The organism is Chloroflexota bacterium (genome assembly GCA_016219275.1).
In the GTDB taxonomy this organism is placed as follows: Bacteria; Chloroflexota; Anaerolineae; order UBA4142; family UBA4142; genus JACRBM01.
Genome location: JACRBM010000066.1, coordinates 35018 through 54043 on the forward strand (window position 1 = coordinate 35018; position 19026 = coordinate 54043).

At 52.3% G+C, this 19026-nt stretch carries 22 protein-coding genes, 1 tRNA gene and 2 pseudogenes; 13 read left to right on the forward strand and 12 right to left on the reverse strand.

Annotated elements, in window-relative coordinates:
* Positions 1-23: 23 nt before the first annotated feature.
* Positions 24-527, reverse strand: coding sequence for a hypothetical protein (locus HY868_18540; GenBank protein MBI5304140.1), 504 nt, complete (start codon positions 525-527; stop codon positions 24-26).
* Between the two features lie 217 nt (positions 528-744).
* On the opposite strand from HY868_18540, the gene HY868_18545 reads away from it, so the two are divergent.
* From HY868_18545 to HY868_18585, 9 genes are all read left to right on the forward strand, one after another.
* Positions 745-1125 carry a recombinase family protein gene (locus HY868_18545; protein ID MBI5304141.1) on the forward strand — a complete coding sequence of 127 codons (381 nt, stop codon included), beginning with the start codon at positions 745-747 and terminating at the stop codon, positions 1123-1125.
* Between the two features lie 139 nt (positions 1126-1264).
* A complete protein-coding gene (locus HY868_18550) occupies positions 1265-1675 on the forward strand; it encodes a cupin domain-containing protein (protein ID MBI5304142.1) in 411 nt (136 codons plus the stop codon).
* Between the two features lie 354 nt (positions 1676-2029).
* Complete coding sequence (locus HY868_18555; GenBank protein MBI5304143.1) at positions 2030-2731, forward strand: DUF4386 family protein; 702 nt, start codon at positions 2030-2032, stop codon at positions 2729-2731.
* 26 nt (positions 2732-2757) lie between these two features.
* On the forward strand, positions 2758-4185 hold the full coding sequence (locus tag HY868_18560; GenBank protein MBI5304144.1) for a bifunctional metallophosphatase/5'-nucleotidase: 1428 nt from the start codon (positions 2758-2760) through the stop codon (positions 4183-4185).
* A 41-nt stretch (positions 4186-4226) separates the two neighbouring features.
* The gene (locus HY868_18565) at positions 4227-4748 is read left to right on the forward strand and encodes a hypothetical protein (GenBank protein ID MBI5304145.1); all 522 of its coding nucleotides are present in this window, start codon (positions 4227-4229) and stop codon (positions 4746-4748) included.
* A complete protein-coding gene (locus HY868_18570) occupies positions 4735-5736 on the forward strand; it encodes a zinc-binding alcohol dehydrogenase family protein (protein MBI5304146.1) in 1002 nt (333 codons plus the stop codon). Before HY868_18565 ends, HY868_18570 begins: the two co-directional genes overlap by 14 nt.
* A 28-nt stretch (positions 5737-5764) precedes the next feature.
* On the forward strand, positions 5765-6373 hold the full coding sequence (locus HY868_18575; protein MBI5304147.1) for a GNAT family N-acetyltransferase: 609 nt from the start codon (positions 5765-5767) through the stop codon (positions 6371-6373).
* Positions 6374-6478: 105 nt separating this feature from the next.
* A complete protein-coding gene (locus tag HY868_18580; GenBank protein ID MBI5304148.1) occupies positions 6479-7087 on the forward strand; it encodes an MBL fold metallo-hydrolase in 609 nt (202 codons plus the stop codon).
* A 33-nt stretch (positions 7088-7120) separates the two neighbouring features.
* On the forward strand, positions 7121-8197 hold the full coding sequence (locus tag HY868_18585; protein ID MBI5304149.1) for an AlkZ family DNA glycosylase: 1077 nt from the start codon (positions 7121-7123) through the stop codon (positions 8195-8197).
* A 12-nt stretch (positions 8198-8209) separates the two neighbouring features.
* Here HY868_18585 and HY868_18590 read toward each other — a convergent pair whose 3' ends face one another.
* From HY868_18590 to HY868_18625, 8 genes are all read right to left on the reverse strand, one after another.
* Entirely contained in the window at positions 8210-8635 is a 426-nt protein-coding gene (locus tag HY868_18590; protein MBI5304150.1) for a DUF1801 domain-containing protein, read from the reverse strand.
* Between the two features lie 121 nt (positions 8636-8756).
* The gene (locus HY868_18595; protein ID MBI5304151.1) at positions 8757-9425 is read right to left on the reverse strand and encodes a 4a-hydroxytetrahydrobiopterin dehydratase; all 669 of its coding nucleotides are present in this window, start codon (positions 9423-9425) and stop codon (positions 8757-8759) included.
* A 36-nt stretch (positions 9426-9461) separates the two neighbouring features.
* Positions 9462-10295, reverse strand: coding sequence for an alpha/beta hydrolase (locus tag HY868_18600; GenBank protein MBI5304152.1), 834 nt, complete (start codon positions 10293-10295; stop codon positions 9462-9464).
* A 494-nt stretch (positions 10296-10789) separates the two neighbouring features.
* Positions 10790-11299: a DinB family protein gene (locus HY868_18605; protein ID MBI5304153.1), complete on the reverse strand. Its 510-nt coding sequence runs from the start codon at positions 11297-11299 to the stop codon at positions 10790-10792.
* A 246-nt stretch (positions 11300-11545) separates the two neighbouring features.
* The gene (locus tag HY868_18610; GenBank protein MBI5304154.1) at positions 11546-12211 is read right to left on the reverse strand and encodes a Type 1 glutamine amidotransferase-like domain-containing protein; all 666 of its coding nucleotides are present in this window, start codon (positions 12209-12211) and stop codon (positions 11546-11548) included.
* 45 nt (positions 12212-12256) lie between these two features.
* Complete coding sequence (locus tag HY868_18615; GenBank protein ID MBI5304155.1) at positions 12257-12694, reverse strand: VOC family protein; 438 nt, start codon at positions 12692-12694, stop codon at positions 12257-12259.
* 166 nt (positions 12695-12860) lie between these two features.
* Entirely contained in the window at positions 12861-13418 is a 558-nt protein-coding gene (locus HY868_18620; GenBank protein ID MBI5304156.1) for a dihydrofolate reductase family protein, read from the reverse strand.
* Between the two features lie 243 nt (positions 13419-13661).
* Positions 13662-14123: a VOC family protein gene (locus tag HY868_18625; GenBank protein ID MBI5304157.1), complete on the reverse strand. Its 462-nt coding sequence runs from the start codon at positions 14121-14123 to the stop codon at positions 13662-13664.
* Between the two features lie 1308 nt (positions 14124-15431).
* On the opposite strand from HY868_18625, the gene HY868_18630 reads away from it, so the two are divergent.
* Positions 15432-15707, forward strand: coding sequence for a hypothetical protein (locus tag HY868_18630; GenBank protein ID MBI5304158.1), 276 nt, complete (start codon positions 15432-15434; stop codon positions 15705-15707).
* 132 nt (positions 15708-15839) lie between these two features.
* Here HY868_18630 and HY868_18635 read toward each other — a convergent pair whose 3' ends face one another.
* Positions 15840-16223 (reverse strand): hypothetical protein, encoded by a 384-nt coding sequence (locus HY868_18635; GenBank protein MBI5304159.1) that lies wholly within the window; start codon positions 16221-16223, stop codon positions 15840-15842.
* On the opposite strand from HY868_18635, the pseudogene HY868_18640 reads away from it, so the two are divergent.
* Positions 16119-16586: pseudogene (locus HY868_18640) on the forward strand (recombinase family protein). The gene HY868_18635 and the pseudogene HY868_18640 overlap by 105 nt on opposite strands.
* Positions 16587-16673: 87 nt before the next feature.
* Positions 16674-16784 (forward strand): annotated as a pseudogene (locus HY868_18645) (hypothetical protein).
* A 512-nt stretch (positions 16785-17296) separates the two neighbouring features.
* On the opposite strand, the gene HY868_18650 reads toward HY868_18645, so the two are convergent.
* Both HY868_18650 and lipB read right to left on the reverse strand, forming a co-directional pair.
* Positions 17297-17371, reverse strand: a tRNA-Asp gene (locus HY868_18650).
* Between the two features lie 38 nt (positions 17372-17409).
* A complete protein-coding gene (gene lipB, locus HY868_18655) occupies positions 17410-18108 on the reverse strand; it encodes a lipoyl(octanoyl) transferase LipB (protein MBI5304160.1) in 699 nt (232 codons plus the stop codon).
* 42 nt (positions 18109-18150) lie between these two features.
* Between lipB and HY868_18660 the strand changes: the two genes are divergently transcribed.
* Positions 18151-19023 (forward strand): ABC transporter ATP-binding protein, encoded by an 873-nt coding sequence (locus HY868_18660; protein MBI5304161.1) that lies wholly within the window; start codon positions 18151-18153, stop codon positions 19021-19023.
* Positions 19024-19026: the final 3 nt, after the last annotated feature.

Genomic DNA, 19026 nt, shown 5'->3' on the forward strand with positions numbered 1-19026 from the left:
GCTTTGTCCGTGATCACGTCGCTTTATTTCGTGGTACTCTTTTGCTCCGGGCAGGTCAATTGCCGAGCGCTATCAAGGTGGAGCACCAACTCATCGGCGAGTGCATCGGGATCATCCGGGTCAGCCTCGGGATCACGCGCGAAAGCAAGCGCCAATCCCTCTGGTTCCTCACCGGCTTCGACGTAAGCTACACCCACCAGGTAACAACCAGAGATTTCGCTCAAGACCTCGTCTTCGTCTTGAGGAGCAACGTGCAGCGCACCGCCACAATCGGGGCAGAAGAGCGGTATGGTATGCCCATCTTCAAATACCAACGTCAAGGGCGTTTTTGCGCTTGGGGGCACAATATCTTTGACGCGCTTGCCGCCCAGATGTCCATCCACGCGTTCGATCACGCACTCGTAATTATCTCCAACACGAATCATGGGGCACTCGTGATCGTGACAAAAAAGCATTCCGTCGAGTAATCCTTGATCAGTCATTGCATTCTCTTTCGCGGCAGCACCATCAAGATTGTGTTCGTCCATAACCTGGGTTCATCGCTGCCTTCGATTCATTCTGAATGCTTGTTATTATAACTGTAATCTCTCTGGCACACAATTGTTAGCGCGCTGTAACATTGAGCATTCTGAAATGTCTGTCCAACGATCTGTATGCGATGGATTACAATTGCGGTTGCCAAGATTTCTTCCAACCTTTGACGTGCGGATTGCTCGATGATAGAATCAAGCCAGGAGAATAACCATGCCGAAAAAGAAAAAAACCACACCGAAACATCCCAGTTCGCGCTCGCGCTCAGCCCGCGCCCAGCAGTGGACTGCCGCGCAGGTTCGCGATTTGTTGACGAATCCCAGCTACGGTTATGGGATCGTCCTGGAACCTGCCGACCGTGTCCCCGCCGAGATTCAGAAATTCGAAGTGCAACTCGCGGACGAACAAAACAAGCGCGGGTTTGGATTCACCTTGCAAGAGTTGGACGAACGCTTTCAATCGTTCATCACGTCCCTCGTCGAAAGCGGATCGTTCACGCGTGGGAATGATGCCCCACCCATCATCGACAAAGAAACCTGGCTTCAAGCCCAGCAGGTTGCCATCGGACGCTTGGCGCGCGGCGGGCCGACGTAGTAGCGATAGGTAAAACAAAGCTTAGCCAATTGGCATACTCCGCACACTGTTGGAAACCATTAGTTCTGCGTCATGCCGTTCAAGTTCAAACGGGTCAGCGCAATAGCATCTACAAACACTCCATTTGAAAGGAAACTTGATGACACAGTTTCACCAGCGGAAACTTCCTGACTTTTCAACTTTACTTTGCGGACGTACGCCACCCGATGACATAGGTTTTGAATCAGAAAAACTCTGGGTTTGGTATAACAACACAGACAAGGACTGGTGGAGTGTTGGCGAGACGCCGCACATGCACACGATTGCTGATGAATGTTTTATCGTACTCCGAGGTACGTTGATTGTCGAAGTCAGTGGAGAACGCTTCGAGGTAGGAAAACGAGAGTTTTGTTGTTTTCCTGCAGGAACGTATCATGCTATCGTACTCTATCTGTGGGTTTTTAGCGTGCCCATTAACATAGGCGTTTCAATGAGCGATTATGGCAAGTATGCACATGCACGGCCAAAATCGCTAGGTTTTCAGGAGAAACCCACAGATAGAGTATCGTAGATATTCACCCACCCGTAGAAATGTTCGCGATAAAATCCCCCTCTGTGAAAGACAAGGTCTATCAAGAACCACATACGGAAGACCGCGCGTAATGAATAATCTGTCCCATGCGAAATAGTTTTGGAGAGCAAGCGGAGAATAATGACCGAAGACGCACGCCGCAGACACATGCACACCGACCGCACCATGTACGCGCCTTTTAGCGAACTTGGTTGGCGCGGTTGAACGTTGGTTTGGTTTCGCGGGTCACTTTGGGCGCGGTCGGTGCGCGATGGCGTTCTCCGACATTCCGCCGAGAGAGCGAGGCGGCGAAACACCAGTCGCTCATTGCACCAGAGAATGGAAAGGATGTAAATGATAAATCAGGTTACCAAAACCGAAACCGCTGACTCCGACTGGAAAGGTCTGTACAGAGTTGGTGCAGTGGCAGCCTTGCTCATGTTTGCGTTAACGCTGATCCAGAGTTTCATCTTCATCACAAATCCGCCACCCAGCACCGTCATTGACTATTTCACACTTTTCCAGAAAAACCAGATTCTAGGGCTCTTAGATCTCGATCTTCTATTGATCGTGATCAATGTTCTTTTGATTCTGATCTACCTTGCCCTCTACATTGCTCTTGCACGATTCAACAAATCGTACATGACCATCGCGCTCGCCAATGGCATTGTAGGAACAACTCTCTTCTTTGCATCACGCGAAGCGACCTTCGGTATGCTTTCGCTCAGCAACCAATACGCTGCGGCGAGTACGGACGCTGAGAGAGCCCTGCTCCTTACGGCAGGGCAGACCCTACTGACCATCTACAATGGTACCGCATTCGACCTGAGTTACATCTTTGGCGGGATAGTCATTTTGATATTTTCCATTGTCATGGTACAGAGTAATGTATTCGGCAAGGCAACGGCTTATGTTGGTGTTGTGATGGGAATACTGATGCTCGTGCCGCCGACCGTCGGGACAATCGGACTGGTTCTCTCGCTCCTTTCTCTCGTGCCGACATTGATTTGGTTGATCCCAATTGCCCGAAGACTTTACCAGTTAGGTGAGCGATAGATTGAACGTCCGGGAGCACATGTCGAATGACTCAACTGACCATTCTCCACACGAATGACTTGCACGGTCGCCTGCAACAACTTGAACGCATTGCAACGCTCGCCAAACGAATTCGCTCTGAAGTTCAAGCACAGGGCGGATTCTCTGTGCTGTGGGATGCAGGAGACGCGGAAGATACGACACTCTTGGAAAGCAGTATGACCAAAGGGAGTGCGGTTTCTGCACTCATGCGCGCAGCGGGTTATGAGCTTGCCACGCTCGGCAATACCACGCCGATGCGCTATGGTCCTCAAGTCATCCCAGGATTGGCAAAACGATTTGGACAGCCATTGCTCACTGCCAACATGTTCGATGCCGCAACGGGACAATTACTTGATGGGCTAGCTCCCTTCGTCATAGGGGAATTCGGCGATACGCAGGTTGGCATCATTGGGCTGACTACACCTGGTTCGGTCTATTCGGTCTTTAAAGATTTACGCTTGGGCGAACCGATTGCAATCTTACCCGATCTCATTGCGAAAGTCCGCGGTCAAGGCGCACAGATGGTCGTGCTCTTATCCCATCTGGGATTTTCCGACGATCAAAAAGTGGCAGAGCAAATAGCGGGACTGGATGTAATTATCGGCGCGCACAGTCATACCGAGGTCAACCCACCGTTTGTCGTGAACGGAACGCTCATCACGCAAGCCGGCGACTATGGTCGTTTCCTGGGACGTCTCGATTTGGACATTGATGCAAGCGGCAAGATCATTCAACATCATGGCGAACTGATTCCCGTCGGAGAAGACATCCCGTTGGATGCAACTGTTCAAGCGGCGTACGAAGTCGAAAGAGAAAGCGTGCGCGCCATGACCCTCCGTGTGATTGGCGAATTGCGCGATCCGATTGATACGGCGGATGATCGTGAATGCGTGGCAGGTAATTTGCTGGCAGATGCGATACTCCTTCGCACCCCAGGCGCTGAAATTGCGCTGGTGCTGGCAGGGCATTGGAGAAGTGGGCTGCCTGCTGGTCCCGTGACGCTTGGCGCGCTAAATACGGCTGTTCGCTCCACCGCCAATCCCGCTCGCGTTGAGTTGACGGGCGAACAAATTCTGCATTTCTTGCGTGAATCACTCAAGCCCGAGAATGTAGCGCGTAAACCCAGTAACTTGCGCGGGGTTGCGCTCGGCTGGCCGCACGTGGCTGGCATCACCGTTCGGTATGATCCCAATGCTCCCGATTCGCTCGAGGTACGCTTGGGCGATCGACTTCTCAATCCATATGGAAAATATATTGTGGCAGGAACGGATTTGGAATTCTGGGATGCGCCAGGATACCCAGGATATTTGGCATTACCCGAACATCAAATAGACCTCGACGTGCCCACGATCATTCCTGAAATTATGCAAGACTATCTCGCCAAACATTCGCCTTTGAATGCGCCCACCCTGGGTCGAATCCAAAAACGCTGAACACTCGACCTGACTGCAAACGACGTAAGAACCGTCAAGGAATGAAACTCCTTATCTTCACCGAAGGCACCATTCTCATGCACGCCGAAGCAGTCGGACTGGCTAGAGTCGAGATCGTTCGTCAAATCCGGGAACGAAAAATCGCCATCATCGATTACGCCGCGCATGTCCCGATTGGCCATGCCGTCGAGAAATTGCGAACGTGGCAACATCAAGGCGCGCAGATTGTTTATCTCACCTCGCGCACAAAACCTGACCAAGTCGCTGCCATTCAAAATGTCCTGAAGCGTCATGGTTTTCCAGAGGGCGAATTATTTTATCGGCGCTCCGGCGAAGCGTACGCCGATGTTGCCGAGCGCGTGATGCCCGACGTTTTGATCGAAGATGATTGCGCCAGTATCGGCGGAGAAAGTGAGATGACGTATCCTCACCTCAAACCCACCGTGCAGGCGCGCATCCAATCGATCACCGTGCCAGAATTTGGCGGAATCGACCATTTGACGAATCATCTGGCTGAACTTTTCCAACTTGGACAGAAAGGAAACCGCTATGCAAGCCATTAGTCATTCCGAATATGGAGGACTTGAAGTATTGCAATTCGTCACCGTGCCAACGCCGACTCTGCAGCCGCGCGACCTGCTTGTGCGCGTCAAGGCATTCGCCGTGAATCCAGTCGATGCCAAGCGACGACGCGCGGGGAACGCACCGCTAACTTTTCCAAAAATCCTGGGTTTCGATAGCGCAGGGATTGTCGAACAAGTTGGACCCGAGGTCTCTCTTTTCCATGTTGGCGAGGAAGTCTTCTTCGCTGGAGATGCAACCCGTCAAGGATGTTACGCGGAATTCGTCGCGATTGATGAGCGCATCGTTGGACACAAACCCAAGACGTTGAGTTTCGCCGAAGCTGCGGCGATTCCGCTCACGGGACTCACCGCCTGGGAAGCTTTCTTCGAGCAGATGCACTTGGAACCTAAGCCCAATGTCAATCGGGGTACGCCGCTCATCTTCGGTGGTGCCGGTGGAGTGGGTTCCATCGCGATTCAAATTGCCAAGCGCGTGGCGAATATGCATGTGATTGCGACCGCGAGTCGTCCTGCATCCATTGAATATTGCCGTCGGATGGGAACCGACGAGGTGGTTGATCATTCACAAGAACTTGGACCGCAACTTCGTGCTCTCGGATTGGATGGCGTTGATTACATTCTGAACTGTAATGAGGTCACGAACATTTCACTGCTCGCCGTCGTGCTAAATCCGATGGGAACGATTTGCAATATCGTCGGCGGCGACGCGGCAAAGTCAATTGACGCCAGTCTCGTGTTTGCCAAGCGCGGCACGCTCACGTTCGAATTGATGTTCGCGCGCTCGCGTCTCAAAATCGAAATGGAACGGCAAGGGCAAATCCTGAATCGCTTGGCGGAATTGCTCGATCAAAAAATATTGGTCAGCACAATGACGCAACGGATGGATTGGAAGAAGATTCAAGAGGCGCATCGTCAGATTGAAAGTGGTCACACGCTCGGCAAGATTGTCCTGGACGTATCGAGCTAAATTCGCAAGTGAGCAATGGAAGGCAACGATGGCGATTCAAGTCTATCCTCTGACCAAAGAACGCTGGAATGATTTAGTTGACCTCTTCAATCGTCCCGGCGGATCGATTGTGCGCGGCTGCTGGTGCATGTATTATCGCAAAACCGGGGCGCATGTTGGCGCGACTGCCGAAGGAAACAAGCGCGCCTTGTTCTCCCTGGTGACGCGCGATCATGCACCTGGCTTGCTTGCGTACCATGATGGTAAAGCGGTCGGCTGGGTGTCCATTTCGCCACGCGAAGAATACTTGCGGCTGGAGCGGTCTCCCGTGATGAAACCCGTGGATGATAAACCGGTTTGGTCTATTGTCTGTTTCTATGTCGATCCGCGCGAACGCGGCAAAGGCATCACCGAAGCCTTGCTCGAAGGCGCGATTAAATATGCACGCTCCCAAGGTGCGCGCCTCGTTGAGGCATATCCTGTCGACAAGGCGGAAAAGAGCCATCCCGACTTTATGTGGTTTGGCGCAAAGACTTGTCCTGAGCGAAGTCGAAGGAAGATTTTTGACCGTGCGGGATTCAAGGAAGTGGCACGTCGAAAACCAACTCGCCCTGTCATGCGCAGGGCGCTCCGAAAGAAGAACACTCAACGGAAATAAGCGAGTGTCGAACACGCCAACTAATTATAACGGCGCAGGAGTGCGGTGTGATATAATGCTTGTCGAAAATGAGTGAACAATTCTCCGAGCGTTCGGAGAAAATCTTTGCGACGGAATGTGAGCTGGTTGGAGATGGTGCGAGTATTACGCTATCACAACACAAATTGCTTCTTTGTGGAGAGCACGCTGGATCACAAATTGCTGGCGATTGATGCCGGCTGGCCCAGCACTCTGCATGAATACCAACGGGAAATGAAAAAGATTGCGTTGAAATATCAAGACATTGCCTGGGCAATCGTAACCCATTTTCATATGGATCACGCCGGACTGATCACCGACTTTATCACCGTTGGAATTACTTGCATTGTCTTTGAAAACCAAATGAGAGCCATTGATGCGATGGAAAAAACCATCTGGAAGAATAACAAAGACTATCGCGCCATCGACAAATCCAAATTGATCACGTGGCAAATCTCCGATTCAAGGGAGGGCTTGGGAAAAATCGGCATCGCGGGCGAAGTTCTGCGCACTGAGGGTCACTCGCCGGACAGCATTAGTTTTCTGTCTGATCAAAAAGAAGTGATCATTGGAGATCTACATCCCATCGAATTCGTCATGCCTGATGATGAGAAAAGCAATCAAAGCTGGGAATTGATTTTAGCAAAAGGCGGCGAAAATATATTTCCAAGTCATGCCAACGCGTTTCGTTTGTGATGTGGCAAGGCGTGCTAATCGTGGAGAACGAGGGTGGCTCATCCGAATATCGCGAGAGAACGACTCCATAATCAACTCATCGCCAACCCGACTTTCGACAAATCCAGCGATGTGGTGAATTGGTTCGGCGCGCTCCAAGCCCAGGATTATCTCGGCGCGTTGTGGGCAGTCGGACTACGCACGCAGGATGCCAACGAAAAGGAAATTGAACAAGCGCTGGCGAACCGAACCATCGTCCGCACGTGGCCCATGCGCGGCACGTTGCATTTTGTGGCAGCCGACGATGTTCGCTGGATGCTCGCACTCTTGACGCCGCGCGTCATCGCCGGCAGCGCGTCACGCTGGAAACAACTCGAACTGGACGAGGCAACTTTCTCGCGCAGTCGAAAAACCATCGAACGTGCGTTGCAAGGCGGCAAGCAACTTGAACGCGAGGAAATGTATCAAGTGCTTGAATCGACGCATATCTCTACCACGGGACAGCGGGGTATTCACATCCTGGGACGGCTCGCGCAAGAGGGCGTGATTTGCTTTGGGGCGCGTGCCGGCAAACAACATACTTTTGTCTTGCTCGACGAATGGGTACCCAAATCCAAGCGAATGGAACGCGATGCTGCGTTAACAGAACTTGCCAAGCGATACTTTACGAGTCATGGTCCCGCAACGTTGCAAGATTTCGTATGGTGGTCGGGACTTGCGACGAACGATGCGCGCGAGGGACTTGAGTTGGCAAAGGCGCGTCTCACGCAAGAAGTTGTTGCAGGGCAGACGTATTGGTTTTCTGCGGCTACTCCAATCACAAAAACGAAACCGCAAACTGCGTCCGCGTATCTGTTACCAGGTTTTGACGAGTACCTCGTGGGCTACAAAGATCGCAGTGCTGTCCTCGACCCCTTGTATGTGATGCAAACCAATGCTGGCGGTGGAATGTTGAATCCGACGATCGTCGTCAACGGGCAGGTCATAGGAACATGGAAACGCACACTGCAAAAAGATACTGTCGTCATCACACCAAGTTGGTTTGCCGCGCCAAAGAAATCCGACCAGCGTATGCTTAAAGCCGCCAGACAGTATGGCGCGTTTCTTGGATTGTCCGCTATGCTCGTTTAGCGTCGGTTCTTCTTATCGCTCGCGCTCTTTTTGCGTGTTCAACTTCACGGCATCGCGAATGAGTCGCTTTAGCGCCGGCTCATCTATCGTCTCATCTTCGTAAAAGTCGATGGCACGAACTGTCTTGCTATCCAGGCGCGTGTTGAAGAGCTTCTTCGGGTCTTTCATCTGAGCACCTTTTGGGAATGTCAGCCTCACCGCGTTCTTGAGCGTATCTGCTACGCATAGGATTCCATCATGAGACCAAACAGGAACTCCCGAAGGTTTGGAGGGTTTTTTCCACTTCACTTCTTCGACCACGGCTGGGTCGGCTTTCTTGATCACAGCGCGCAGTTGTGATAATTTCTTGCCCCGCCAGTCGACTGGCTCCTTGATGATGGCATCGATCTGTTGCGATGCGGACTTGTCTTTCGCTGAAGGATTCGTCCTTGTTTTCATACTCAGCTCACCGCTTTCTTCACGAGTGCGGCAATCCTTGCCTCCTGACTTGGATTGGCGCGAGCATTCCAGATGGTGTGCGTAACTTGAGCGATGTTGAGCCATGCTCCGGGGCGATCCCTCAGTCGCGTCCCTTTGTAGTGGCGATGTCGGCTTCGTTCCCCGCCGCATCGGCGAGCGTCCACCAGGAAGGCGCGAACTCATCACGCACCATTCGTCCTCCGGCGGCGAGCGCCGCCGCGATGCGCGGCTCCGCCTGTTCATACGGCACCCAAATCGCGATATGAATCGCGCCACCGCCATCGCGGCGTGGCTCGTTCATCTGTTCGAGCCAGAACGCTGGTCCACGATCACGTGGATCAACGAGGTCCTCGGCGGGACTGTCGCGCCGTGGTTCATATCCGAGCACCGCTTGCCAGAAGGGTCTTACTTGGGCGATGTTGGTCGCGCCAGGAATGATTAGCAGACTCTGGACGGCGGACGGGTCAGCGGTTAGTCCTTGGCTCAACGCAACTGCCGAGACCTGCCTAGCCAGCTCAACGTCACGTTGACTCATACCAAAGTAGTTATCGGTATATGTGATCATGTGAACGGTCACGCCATCCTGTCGTACGTCGACGCCGGGGCGGTGAGCCTCAACACCCGGCAACTCGCTGATCGCTTGTACAAAGCGAGCACTCTCGGCGAACGACCGGGTGCGGAAGAATGCAGTTGCGCCTTCGCTGGTCAAGCGCCAATCTGTGACGCCCTCGGCTTCGTAGAACTGCTTTGGGCTGATAGAGTCAGTCATCCGAACCTCCTTGTCACCGAACATCGTTCCGCTGTGTCAGGAGATGCCATCCGACAGCAGAAATGATAATCGTTTTTGCCATACATCCTTGGCAGAATTACCAATCCAAATCAGATGAGTATCCGATGGCACTTCATACAGTTCACTGGTGGAAATTTCGCTTGCAACCCGTCGAGCATTCTTGGGGGATACTGTTGCATCATTGGGTGAATACATAACCAACACAGGCTTGGTAATTGTTTCCAGATGATCCACCTTATGTTCGATGTCGTTCACGAACCCTGTGCTGGCTTGAGAAGTTTCAAGCATACGTTTGACAAAGGCGAGGTCGTCTGGACTCAACCGTTTAATTACCAGGTTGACATCGAGAACGGTCAAGTCATGCAGGAGGGTTTTTATGATGATCCTTGGAAATAGTTTCAACATAACGTGCATGACTGCCCAAGTGACCTTTGCCGCACGTCCAAACCCAATACGTGAACGTCTTTTTATTTGTTCATCCCAGTCAGTGGTCACGGCGGACTCTAAAATCAGTTTGCGGACACGACTAGGATATTGCTGCACGAATGCCAAGGCGGTTGGTCCCGCGGCGGAAATGCCAATCACATCGACCGTTGCAATTTGCAATGTATCAAGGAGGGCAGCGAGCGCATCGGCGGCGGCTTGAGCGCTTTTGCCGACATCCGAGGGGGTGCTATCGTAGCCAGGACGAGAGGGAGTGAGAACGGAGAAACCATGCTCAGTCAACTTCTCATGCGAAAGACGAGTCTCGCGACTGCAATGCCCGCCGTTCAAAACCATCACGGTCGGGCCACTGCCTTCAAGACGGTATTCTATTGGCCCCTTCTTGGTTTTGACAATATTCTGCACCGATAATACTCCTGATCTGTGGCGTGCATGGTCAATGTCCAGGATTCGATTCGATGCTTTTCTTCATCGCATTCAAAGTATCCTGGGTTTCTCGTGCAATTTTTCTTTTGATGAAGAAATTGAGCAACCTCACGATCCATTTTGAATTGGAATAGAAATGAGACATTTCAATTTAGGTAGCGTTCTCCCCGACCTTGGAAAGGTTAGACTCAACGACCTAGTCAGGCAGTAATTTCGTGAGCCCCATGGTGTCTTGGGGAAAAACGGTTGTGCGGATTATATGCGACCCTTTACAGAAGGCAAATTCAAGTTGCGTGTGTTGCTCCATCGTTCCAGCACTATTGGAAAAAACCCAGGTTTCCTGATTCAGAGAAACCTGGGTTTCATTTATTCAACCTAGCTCGTTTTTGGGTGTTGGAATCAGACCCAGCCGACGCCTTTCAGGAAATCTTTTTCCGCCTGTGTTGCTGGAGATACGATTTGCGTCCATTCAGTTACCAATCACCTGCGTATTCGAGATTGTATGGCTTGGTGATATTTTCTAACCTCAAGCGCCGGAGTTCCACCAATTGGCGGATGGCGAGATTGTCGTGCGCGACCCAACAGGCGAACATCTCTCCCGCGCTGATGGTGCGGTACTTCGTTGTATACGTTTTCTCCCAATCTGGGTTCTGTAATCCCTTGAGCCAGGTCAATGATTTTTCACGTTCGACAAAGAATTTTTCTTGCATCGAAGTAAAGTCCTGCTCGTTATAGTTTCGTTGGGTGACCCAACCTTCGGTGTCAATCGCATGCCATGCTTCATTTTGGCGGTGCAGAATGAAATCGAGATGTTCTCGAAAATCTTCGCGCTCTTCATCGTACAAGTGACACACCACTTCGAGAATCGACCACGATTCCGCGCTCGGTTTGAAGCGCGCTGCCTCGGGTTCGATTCCTGACAATAAAGCCCGGATCATCTCAGTGCTATGTTCAAGTTCCTGATAAAGAATGCCAAATTTCATATTGCCTCTTTCTTTAGCACAATCCCCTTAGCTTGGTGGTTAAGAATTGCATTTGTTCAACAACCTCTTAGAGCGTCTTTTGTTAATCGCGGAGATGACCTCCCAGTGAAACACTGATCCAAGGGGCAATGATTCGGTTGCTCCTCGCTCATTTGGCGCGCACACTTGCCCTCCCACTCCGCTTCTCTTCGGGGACTATAGTGGCGGGCAGTGCCAGGGAGAACGAACCAGTTCCCAAACACCGCATTAGGGCGTAAACAGTTTCCAATTGCCCTCGGAGACAACTTGGACAGTGCCATCGACCACTTTAATGGCGGTCTGATCGTCAATCGCGTACAGCGGCACGGGTACCTCGGCAGCCATTCTTTCCACTTTGGCCATGGAACTTTCCGGGTGGTCCGCGTGATCCAGGTGCGGAAGCAACGCAAACTCAACCAGCCCCAACCCCTTATCGATGACGAAGGGTTTATTCGGGTCGTCGTACGTCTCTCCGAAAATAGGGGCTGTCACCATACTGCCAGCGCTCACCCCCACATAGACGGTCTCGCGCAACGACGGCAAGAGGTCTGCTAGTCCCGACTCCTTCATCCAGCGGCACAAATAAAAGACATCACCGCCCTGCACCAGCAAGGCATCAGTCTCCTGGACCGCCGCGATCCAATACTCTTTTTTGATGCTGGGTAGAGCCGTGAGCTCCAGCACACCCAACGACTTCCAACCTAGTTCGCACATGGGGTTGGCGGTTGATCCGCTGATAAACCGGTAAGCCATTGAAGGCCCGCCGGGGAAAGGATAGATCGCCGTGGGAATGCAGAGTGCGCTGGACTCGGCAATCGGTTTGCCCAGGAGGTCAACCAGCGCGTTGTGGATGCTCGGGTTCTTGATGCCAGCGGAAGTGAGCAGAAATTTCATGCTGGTTTCCTTTCCAATCCATTCAGACCCGCAAATCTTTTCCGTTCATGCCGATCCTTTCGGACGAACATAGTCGACCATCCACTGCACGCCGAACTTGTCCGTGAAACTGCCATAGTAATCGCCCCAGGGCGCATCGGCGATGGGTTGCTCGATCACGCCGCCCGCGGAAAGAGCGTTAAATAACCAGTCGGCTTCGGCTTTGCTCTCTGGGTGGAGGGAAAGGCGAACATTGTTTCCCAGGTTCAATTTTTGTCCAAATGATTCAAGTGTATCGGACGCCATCAAGACATCTGATTTGCCAATGGGCAAGCCGATGTGCATGATTTTATTCTCGTCCGCTTTGGGGATTTGCATCCCTTCCATTGGCATATCCTTGAAACGGACCAGCGAGGTAAACTCGCCGCCAAAAACAGATTTGTAAAAGTTGAAGGCTTCCTCGGTGTTGCCCGCAAAATTGAGATACGTGTTTAATTTTGTCATACCTTTTGTCTCCCTTCGCCCTGGAATGCTTGCTCTAATTTCGCTATATCAAGTTTCTTCATCGGCAAGAATGCCTGGGTCACTCGATCAATTTGCTCGCGAGTGCCACGACGCATCATCTCGTCCATTGCGGTGGGAACGATCTGCCACGAGACGCCATAACGACTCACGTCTGCTTTCGGTAGTGGAGGGCAACGACGCCAGATTGAAACGTTTCCGAACCGAGCAAGTCTAGCCGAAGCGTGTCCTGCGGCGTCACGGTTTCGAATAATCGCGGTCCTTTTCCGGCAACCACCGGATGAACCACGAAACGATATTCGTCAATCAAACCGCGCTCCGAAAGCTGGGACGCAAGGCTCAAACTGCCTACGCAAATGTCTTTCCCGGGCTGCTGCTTCAGCGCGAGCACCTCTTCCGCAACGTTTGCCCGTACGATTCTCGTGTTGTTTCCCTGAACTTGTTTCAATGTGGTGGAGAATACGACCTTGTCCAGCGAGTCGAATACGCGAGCGAACTCATTGACTGCTTCTGTCTCCGATGAGTTTTTGGCGACATCGGGCCAATAGGGCACCATGAGTTGATACGTGGTCCGGCCGTAGAGGAGGAGACTCGCATTGCGCAGTACCCGGGTGAAGTACTCGTGCAGCTCGTCGTCGGCAATCCCGTCCGTGTGGCTGCAATACCCGTCCGTGGTGATATTGATCGCAAAAACAACCTTTCTCATAGCCCTCCTGATATGAGGTTAAATGAAAAGTTCGAGCACCGCTTTATAGAATTTCCAATTACCGAGTATGGCGGAGCGGGGCATGGCGCCTAACGCCGACATCAGCGGCGGCGTGAAGCGCCGTCCGCTGCATGCCGTTGTTAGGCGATAAAGCCACTACGTTGGCGTGCAAAACCAACGCTTCGAGTGAGTCAGCTTGCGGGTATCGTGCTTATCGGTCGACAGTTGCCAGCATATCGTCTGCTATGCAGCATCATAGGCTTTCTCCAGTGCCGCCACGTCGAGCTTCACCATTGTCATCATCGCTTCCATTACAGCCTGTACCTTTCTCGGGTTCTTGTCGGCTATGAGTTCCATGAAACGCCTCGGCACGATTTGCCAAGTGATGCCAAATTGATCGGTAATCCATCCGCATTGCGATGGGGTTGCGCCAGCGCTGACGAGTCTGTTCCAGTATTCGTCAACCTCCCTCTGATCCTTGCAGTTAACAAAGAGCGAAAAGCCCTGAGAGAATTTGAAGTATGGGCCCCCGTTATACCCCATGAAGAACTGACCACCAACGACAAACTCGGCAGAAGTGATTGGGCCGTCCTTACCAGTACGGGCAACAGTCTTGATCTCAGAGTCTGGGAACGTAGCGGTATAGAACGCGATTGCAGCTTCGAGTTGGTCATCGAACATCAGGAAAGGTGTCACTTTGTTCATCTGTTTGTCTCCTCTTTTCAGGTTGTCGCCTAACAGCATTTGTCCGCAGTGCATTGAGTAAGATATAGAACATTTGTCCACAACACTATACAACGATAAATGTGCGCGCGTGCATCAAGTTTTCGTTGGAAATTTGTCTCTCGTATGATTGAGAAAGGATCAAGCCAAATTTCAAAGATTTGCTAGAGATGCTCTGCTAACCCCACATGAACTAGGTGAAAGAGCAAAGAGGCACACCGATTTTCCTCGCACCCTCTCAAGAGTTTGTCTGGTGGTCACATTACGGGAACTTGGAAGCGAACTTTGCAAAAGGATACTGTGGTCATCGCTCCAATTTGGTTCACCACGCTCAAGAAATCCGATCAGCGTGTGTATGAAACTCCCGCCCAACAGTATGGAGCGTTTCTCGGATTGTCCGCCATGCTCGTTTAGATGTACGCGCGTGCAGAAGTTGTGTGCGGGTTCGATGTCGCACCCGCACACATACTATTCCGACTTGCGATTGTTCTTTGCACGCGCGTGCAAAGAACCTGGGTATTGCATACCCTCTTGCAGAGCGACGGCGAAAATCCGGAATTTCGCAAAAAAGTTTGCAAAAACTATTGACGTAGAACGTGTGTTCATAGTATAATATCCCCAGGATTTGTTCGCGAACAAAAAGATCGCGGCTAGGCAATGTTGGAAGCATTACCTAACCGCTGACCCACCACCGTGACGCAACACGGAGAGGGCTGGGCTTATTCTATCACGCTCGGGTTGATAGAACAAGTTGCCGCTGGACAGAGCGCCAGCAAGGGCTGATTACTTCGTTTTTCAACGAAGCGAATCGCCTTCTCTCTTCGCACGGGAGAAGGCGATTCTTTTTTGCAGGAGGTGTCTCGCACTTGATTATTCCCTACCCTAAACGGCGATGAACCTGGCTTGTTCATTGCATCTCATTCATTCGGCTTGGGCGATCATTTGCCAGCCACTATTGGGAGGAAACCCCTCCGCGTTCTTTTGCTCCACTCGTCGATGGAGAATCTACATGCATCAAGGCGCACGACCAAACAACATCATTCGTCCGCACCAATACACGACTATCGAGTACATGACAGGACCGAATCGCAAAGGTCCCAAGCGTTGCTTGCATTGTCGCAAGCCGTTCAAGCAAGGCGAGACCTGGCAACGCCACACCTCGCCCAAAGAGTCAAGGCGGCGATCCTATGTCGTCGGTATTCACTCCGCTTGTTTAAGTCAATAGACAACCTGCATGATCCGTCCAGGGGCTGGGGATTGCACCTAGCCCCTGACACCGAGGAGATTTGAATGGAACAATCACTATCTGATCAACCCACATCCCGGCCGAAAAAACGTCGGATGACTTTTGCAGAATGGCAGAAGGCAAATCCAAATCACACAATCTTGCCAGGGAATGAAAAAGAAGTTGCAGAGATTACAGAAGGTATCATGAAATTTGTCGCCCAATGGTATCGCGACAGCGAAGCAGCGGCACGTCGTAAAACTCGCCAGTTTAAACAGGCGCAAGAAAAGAAAGCCACGCCCAAGTCATCGGCATCGCGTCGCAAAAGCAAGCATCGTTAAATCAACCAATCCATCTCACAAAATCGATTCCACTTCGAGGAGGCAATCATGCGGTACGTCGGTTATGTTCGCATCAGTTCAGAAGATCAACGTGGCAACTATTCACTCGACGCGCAAAAGCACGCGATCCGTTTATGGGTTGCCCAACAAAAAGGCGATCTCAGCGGCGCGCTCGTCCGTTTCTACGAAGACGAAGCGTTTACCGGCACTAATGATGATCGTCCGGCTTTTCAAGACATGGTGCGCGATGCACGGCTCAAACAGTTCGATGCCATCGTCGTCCACAAGTTTGATCGCATGGCACGCAGTCGTCGCGATGCCAGCGTTTACAAATCCCTCTTTCGCGCCGACCTGGGCATCAAAGTCTTTTCCGTCACCGAACTCTCCGAAGACGAAGACAGTCTCGCCGGCATGTTGACCGAAGGTGTGCTCGAACTCGTCGCCGAATGGTACAGCCGCAACCTCAGTTCCGAAACGAAAAAAGGCAAACGCGAAAAAGCATCCCAGGGCAAACACAATAACCTTGCGCCCTTCGGCTACGACAAAACCAAAGAGGGCATTCTCATTCGCAATGAGAAAGAGGCGGAAGGATTGCTTTTGGCGTTCACCGAATACGGCACGGGCAAATACACCGACCGCGAAATTGCAAATCTATTGAATGCGGCAGGCTACCGGTCCAAGACCGGCCTGCCCTTCAATCGCGAGATGGTGCGCTCGATGCTCCAGAATCAAACCTACCTGGGACTCATCCGCTACCACTCGTACAAGAAACAACCCAACGGTCGCCGCGACAAATCCGTCCCGACGCAATGGTTCACGGGACAACACGAGGCGATCATCCCGCAAGATATTTTCGACCGCTGTCAAGAGGTTCGCAAGTTATCTCACGGTCGTCGCACTCCCGTTCGCAGCATTCTCACGTATCCACTTTCGGGCTTGCTGTATTGTGGTCATTGCAATTCCAAAATGCGCGCGCAAAAGAATCCACTTGGTCAGCGCTATTATCGCTGCGCGGGCGTCGTCGATTGGAGCAACGGCTGCCCACAATGTATGGTCAACGCCGATCTCATCGAAAACCAGTTGGGTGGATTCTTGAGTTGCATGGAATTGCCGGACGAGTGGGAACAATCCGCCGTTAACGCCGTCGGCGATTTGTTGGGCAAAGAACGGCTTGACGAACGTATCAAAGAAATCCAAGCGATCATCGAGCGACTCGATTTTCGCTGGGACATGGGGTACTTGAAACAGGAGGAATACGTCGAAAAGCGCGAGCAACTCAAAACTGAGCTCGCGCAACTGCAACCGATCCCGCAAGACGAATTGATCGAGGCACATCGATTGCTCAAAAACTTTTCCAAGGAGTGGAACGAAGCGGACGCTGAGGGGAAACAACGTCTCTTCAATTTGATTTTGGAACGCGTGTGGGTGTGCGACGATCATCTGTGCGCGCTCATGCTGCGCCCCAGCTACTATGTGTCGGTGCATCAAGCGATTAAAGACGGAATGATCAAGGACATTTCGCAGGATCAATTACCGCCCTTCCTGCAAAAAGAAAACGGCAACTTTCGTGTTATGGAAAGTTGCCGCTGCGGGAGCGACGGGATTCGAACCCGCGATCTCGGCCTTGACAGGGCCGCGTGTTGGGCCAGCTACACCACGCCCCCACGAACGGCACGGAATATAGCATACCTCTCCTACCGTGTCAAATCGCTTCCAACTGTGCCTGCAATTCTGCGTACGGAATCTCCATCAGCTCTGCTTCGAACACCTCCGCAAATCGCGTAGCGATGCGCTCGCGTACCGCGCGCGGCTCAATCGCGCGGTGCAACTCGCGCGTCATCGTCGTCACTGCTTTGTCGGCAATGCCACACGGTACGATCAAATCAAAGTGCGCGAGGTTCGGGTCCACATTCAACGCGAAACCATGATACGTGATCCACTCTTCGATCCGCGCGCCAATCTGCGCGATTTTCGCTTCACGCGAATCCTGTTCAACCCAGACTCCAACCAGTTTCTCGCTGCGCCGGCTCGCGATACCGAAATCACCGAGCGCGCGGATCATCAACTCTTCGAGCGAGCGAACGTACCAGCCCACATCCATCCGGAAATTTCGCAGATTCAGAATCGGATACCCGACGAGTTGTCCGGGTCCGTGATACGTTACATCGCCGCCGCGCTCGACGCGAAACACCTCCACGCCCATCGCGCGTAACGCCTCCGGCGACGCGAGAATATTTTCGTCTTTCGCGTTTCGTCCCAGGGTCAATACCGGCGGATGTTCCAACAACAGCAACGTATCCTGCAACGCACCGCGCTTGCGCGCCGCGACGAGGCGATGTTGCAACGCGAGCGCGACCGCGTATGGCATCCTTTCGATGTTGACGAGCCAAACTTGATTCATATCCTTTTGCATCCTAACCGCGTTTGCAGTAAAATCGAAAACATGATCGAACTCACGCACGTCACCAAACGTTATCGCGATTTCATTGCGGTGAACGATTTGACTTTGACCGTGAACACCGGCGAAATCGTCGGCATCATCGGGCATAACGGCGCGGGAAAAAGTACGACGCTCAAAATGATCGCCGGACTCGTCGCGCCGACTGAAGGTGCGATTCGCGTCCTGGGACGGGATATTCAAAAAGAGAGCGTCGCGGTCAAGCGGCACATTGGCTTTTTGCCGGAAGAAAGTCCACTCTACGAAAACATGACCGCGCACCAATACCTCGTGTTCTTCTCTGAACTTTACGGAATGCCGCGCCGCGCGACGCTCGCGCGTATTGATGCGCTCCTCGATTCGCTCAAACTCCCCGAGCGCGACAAGATGACGGGCGAATTCTCCAAAGGCATGAAACGCAAAGTCGCGATTGCGCGCACGCTGTTGCACGATCCGGATTTGCTCGTCCTCGACGAGCCGAACTCGGGACTCGATCCGCTCACGTCGTTCTTCATCATCAACTATTTGAAAACGCTCAAGCGCGCGGGCAAGACGATCTTATTGAGCGCGCACAATCTCTTTCACGTCGAGTACATCTGCGATCGCGTCGCCATCATCAAGAACGGACAACTCGTCGTGTTCGACACGATGGACGCAATTCGCGCGAGTCTGGGGCGGCGCGAGTATCAGGTCGTCTTCAAAGCAGACGAGCCGCTCGATTTTGAACACAAGGACGACAATTACGTTTTTCGCACGACCGACGTCGGCGCGATCGCGGACATGCTCGAAACGATCGCGGAGAACGAGTGGGCGCTCGTGGATTTGTCGGTGCAGGAATCCGCGCTCGAAGAAATCTATGTGAAATTGATGACCGCGTAAAAG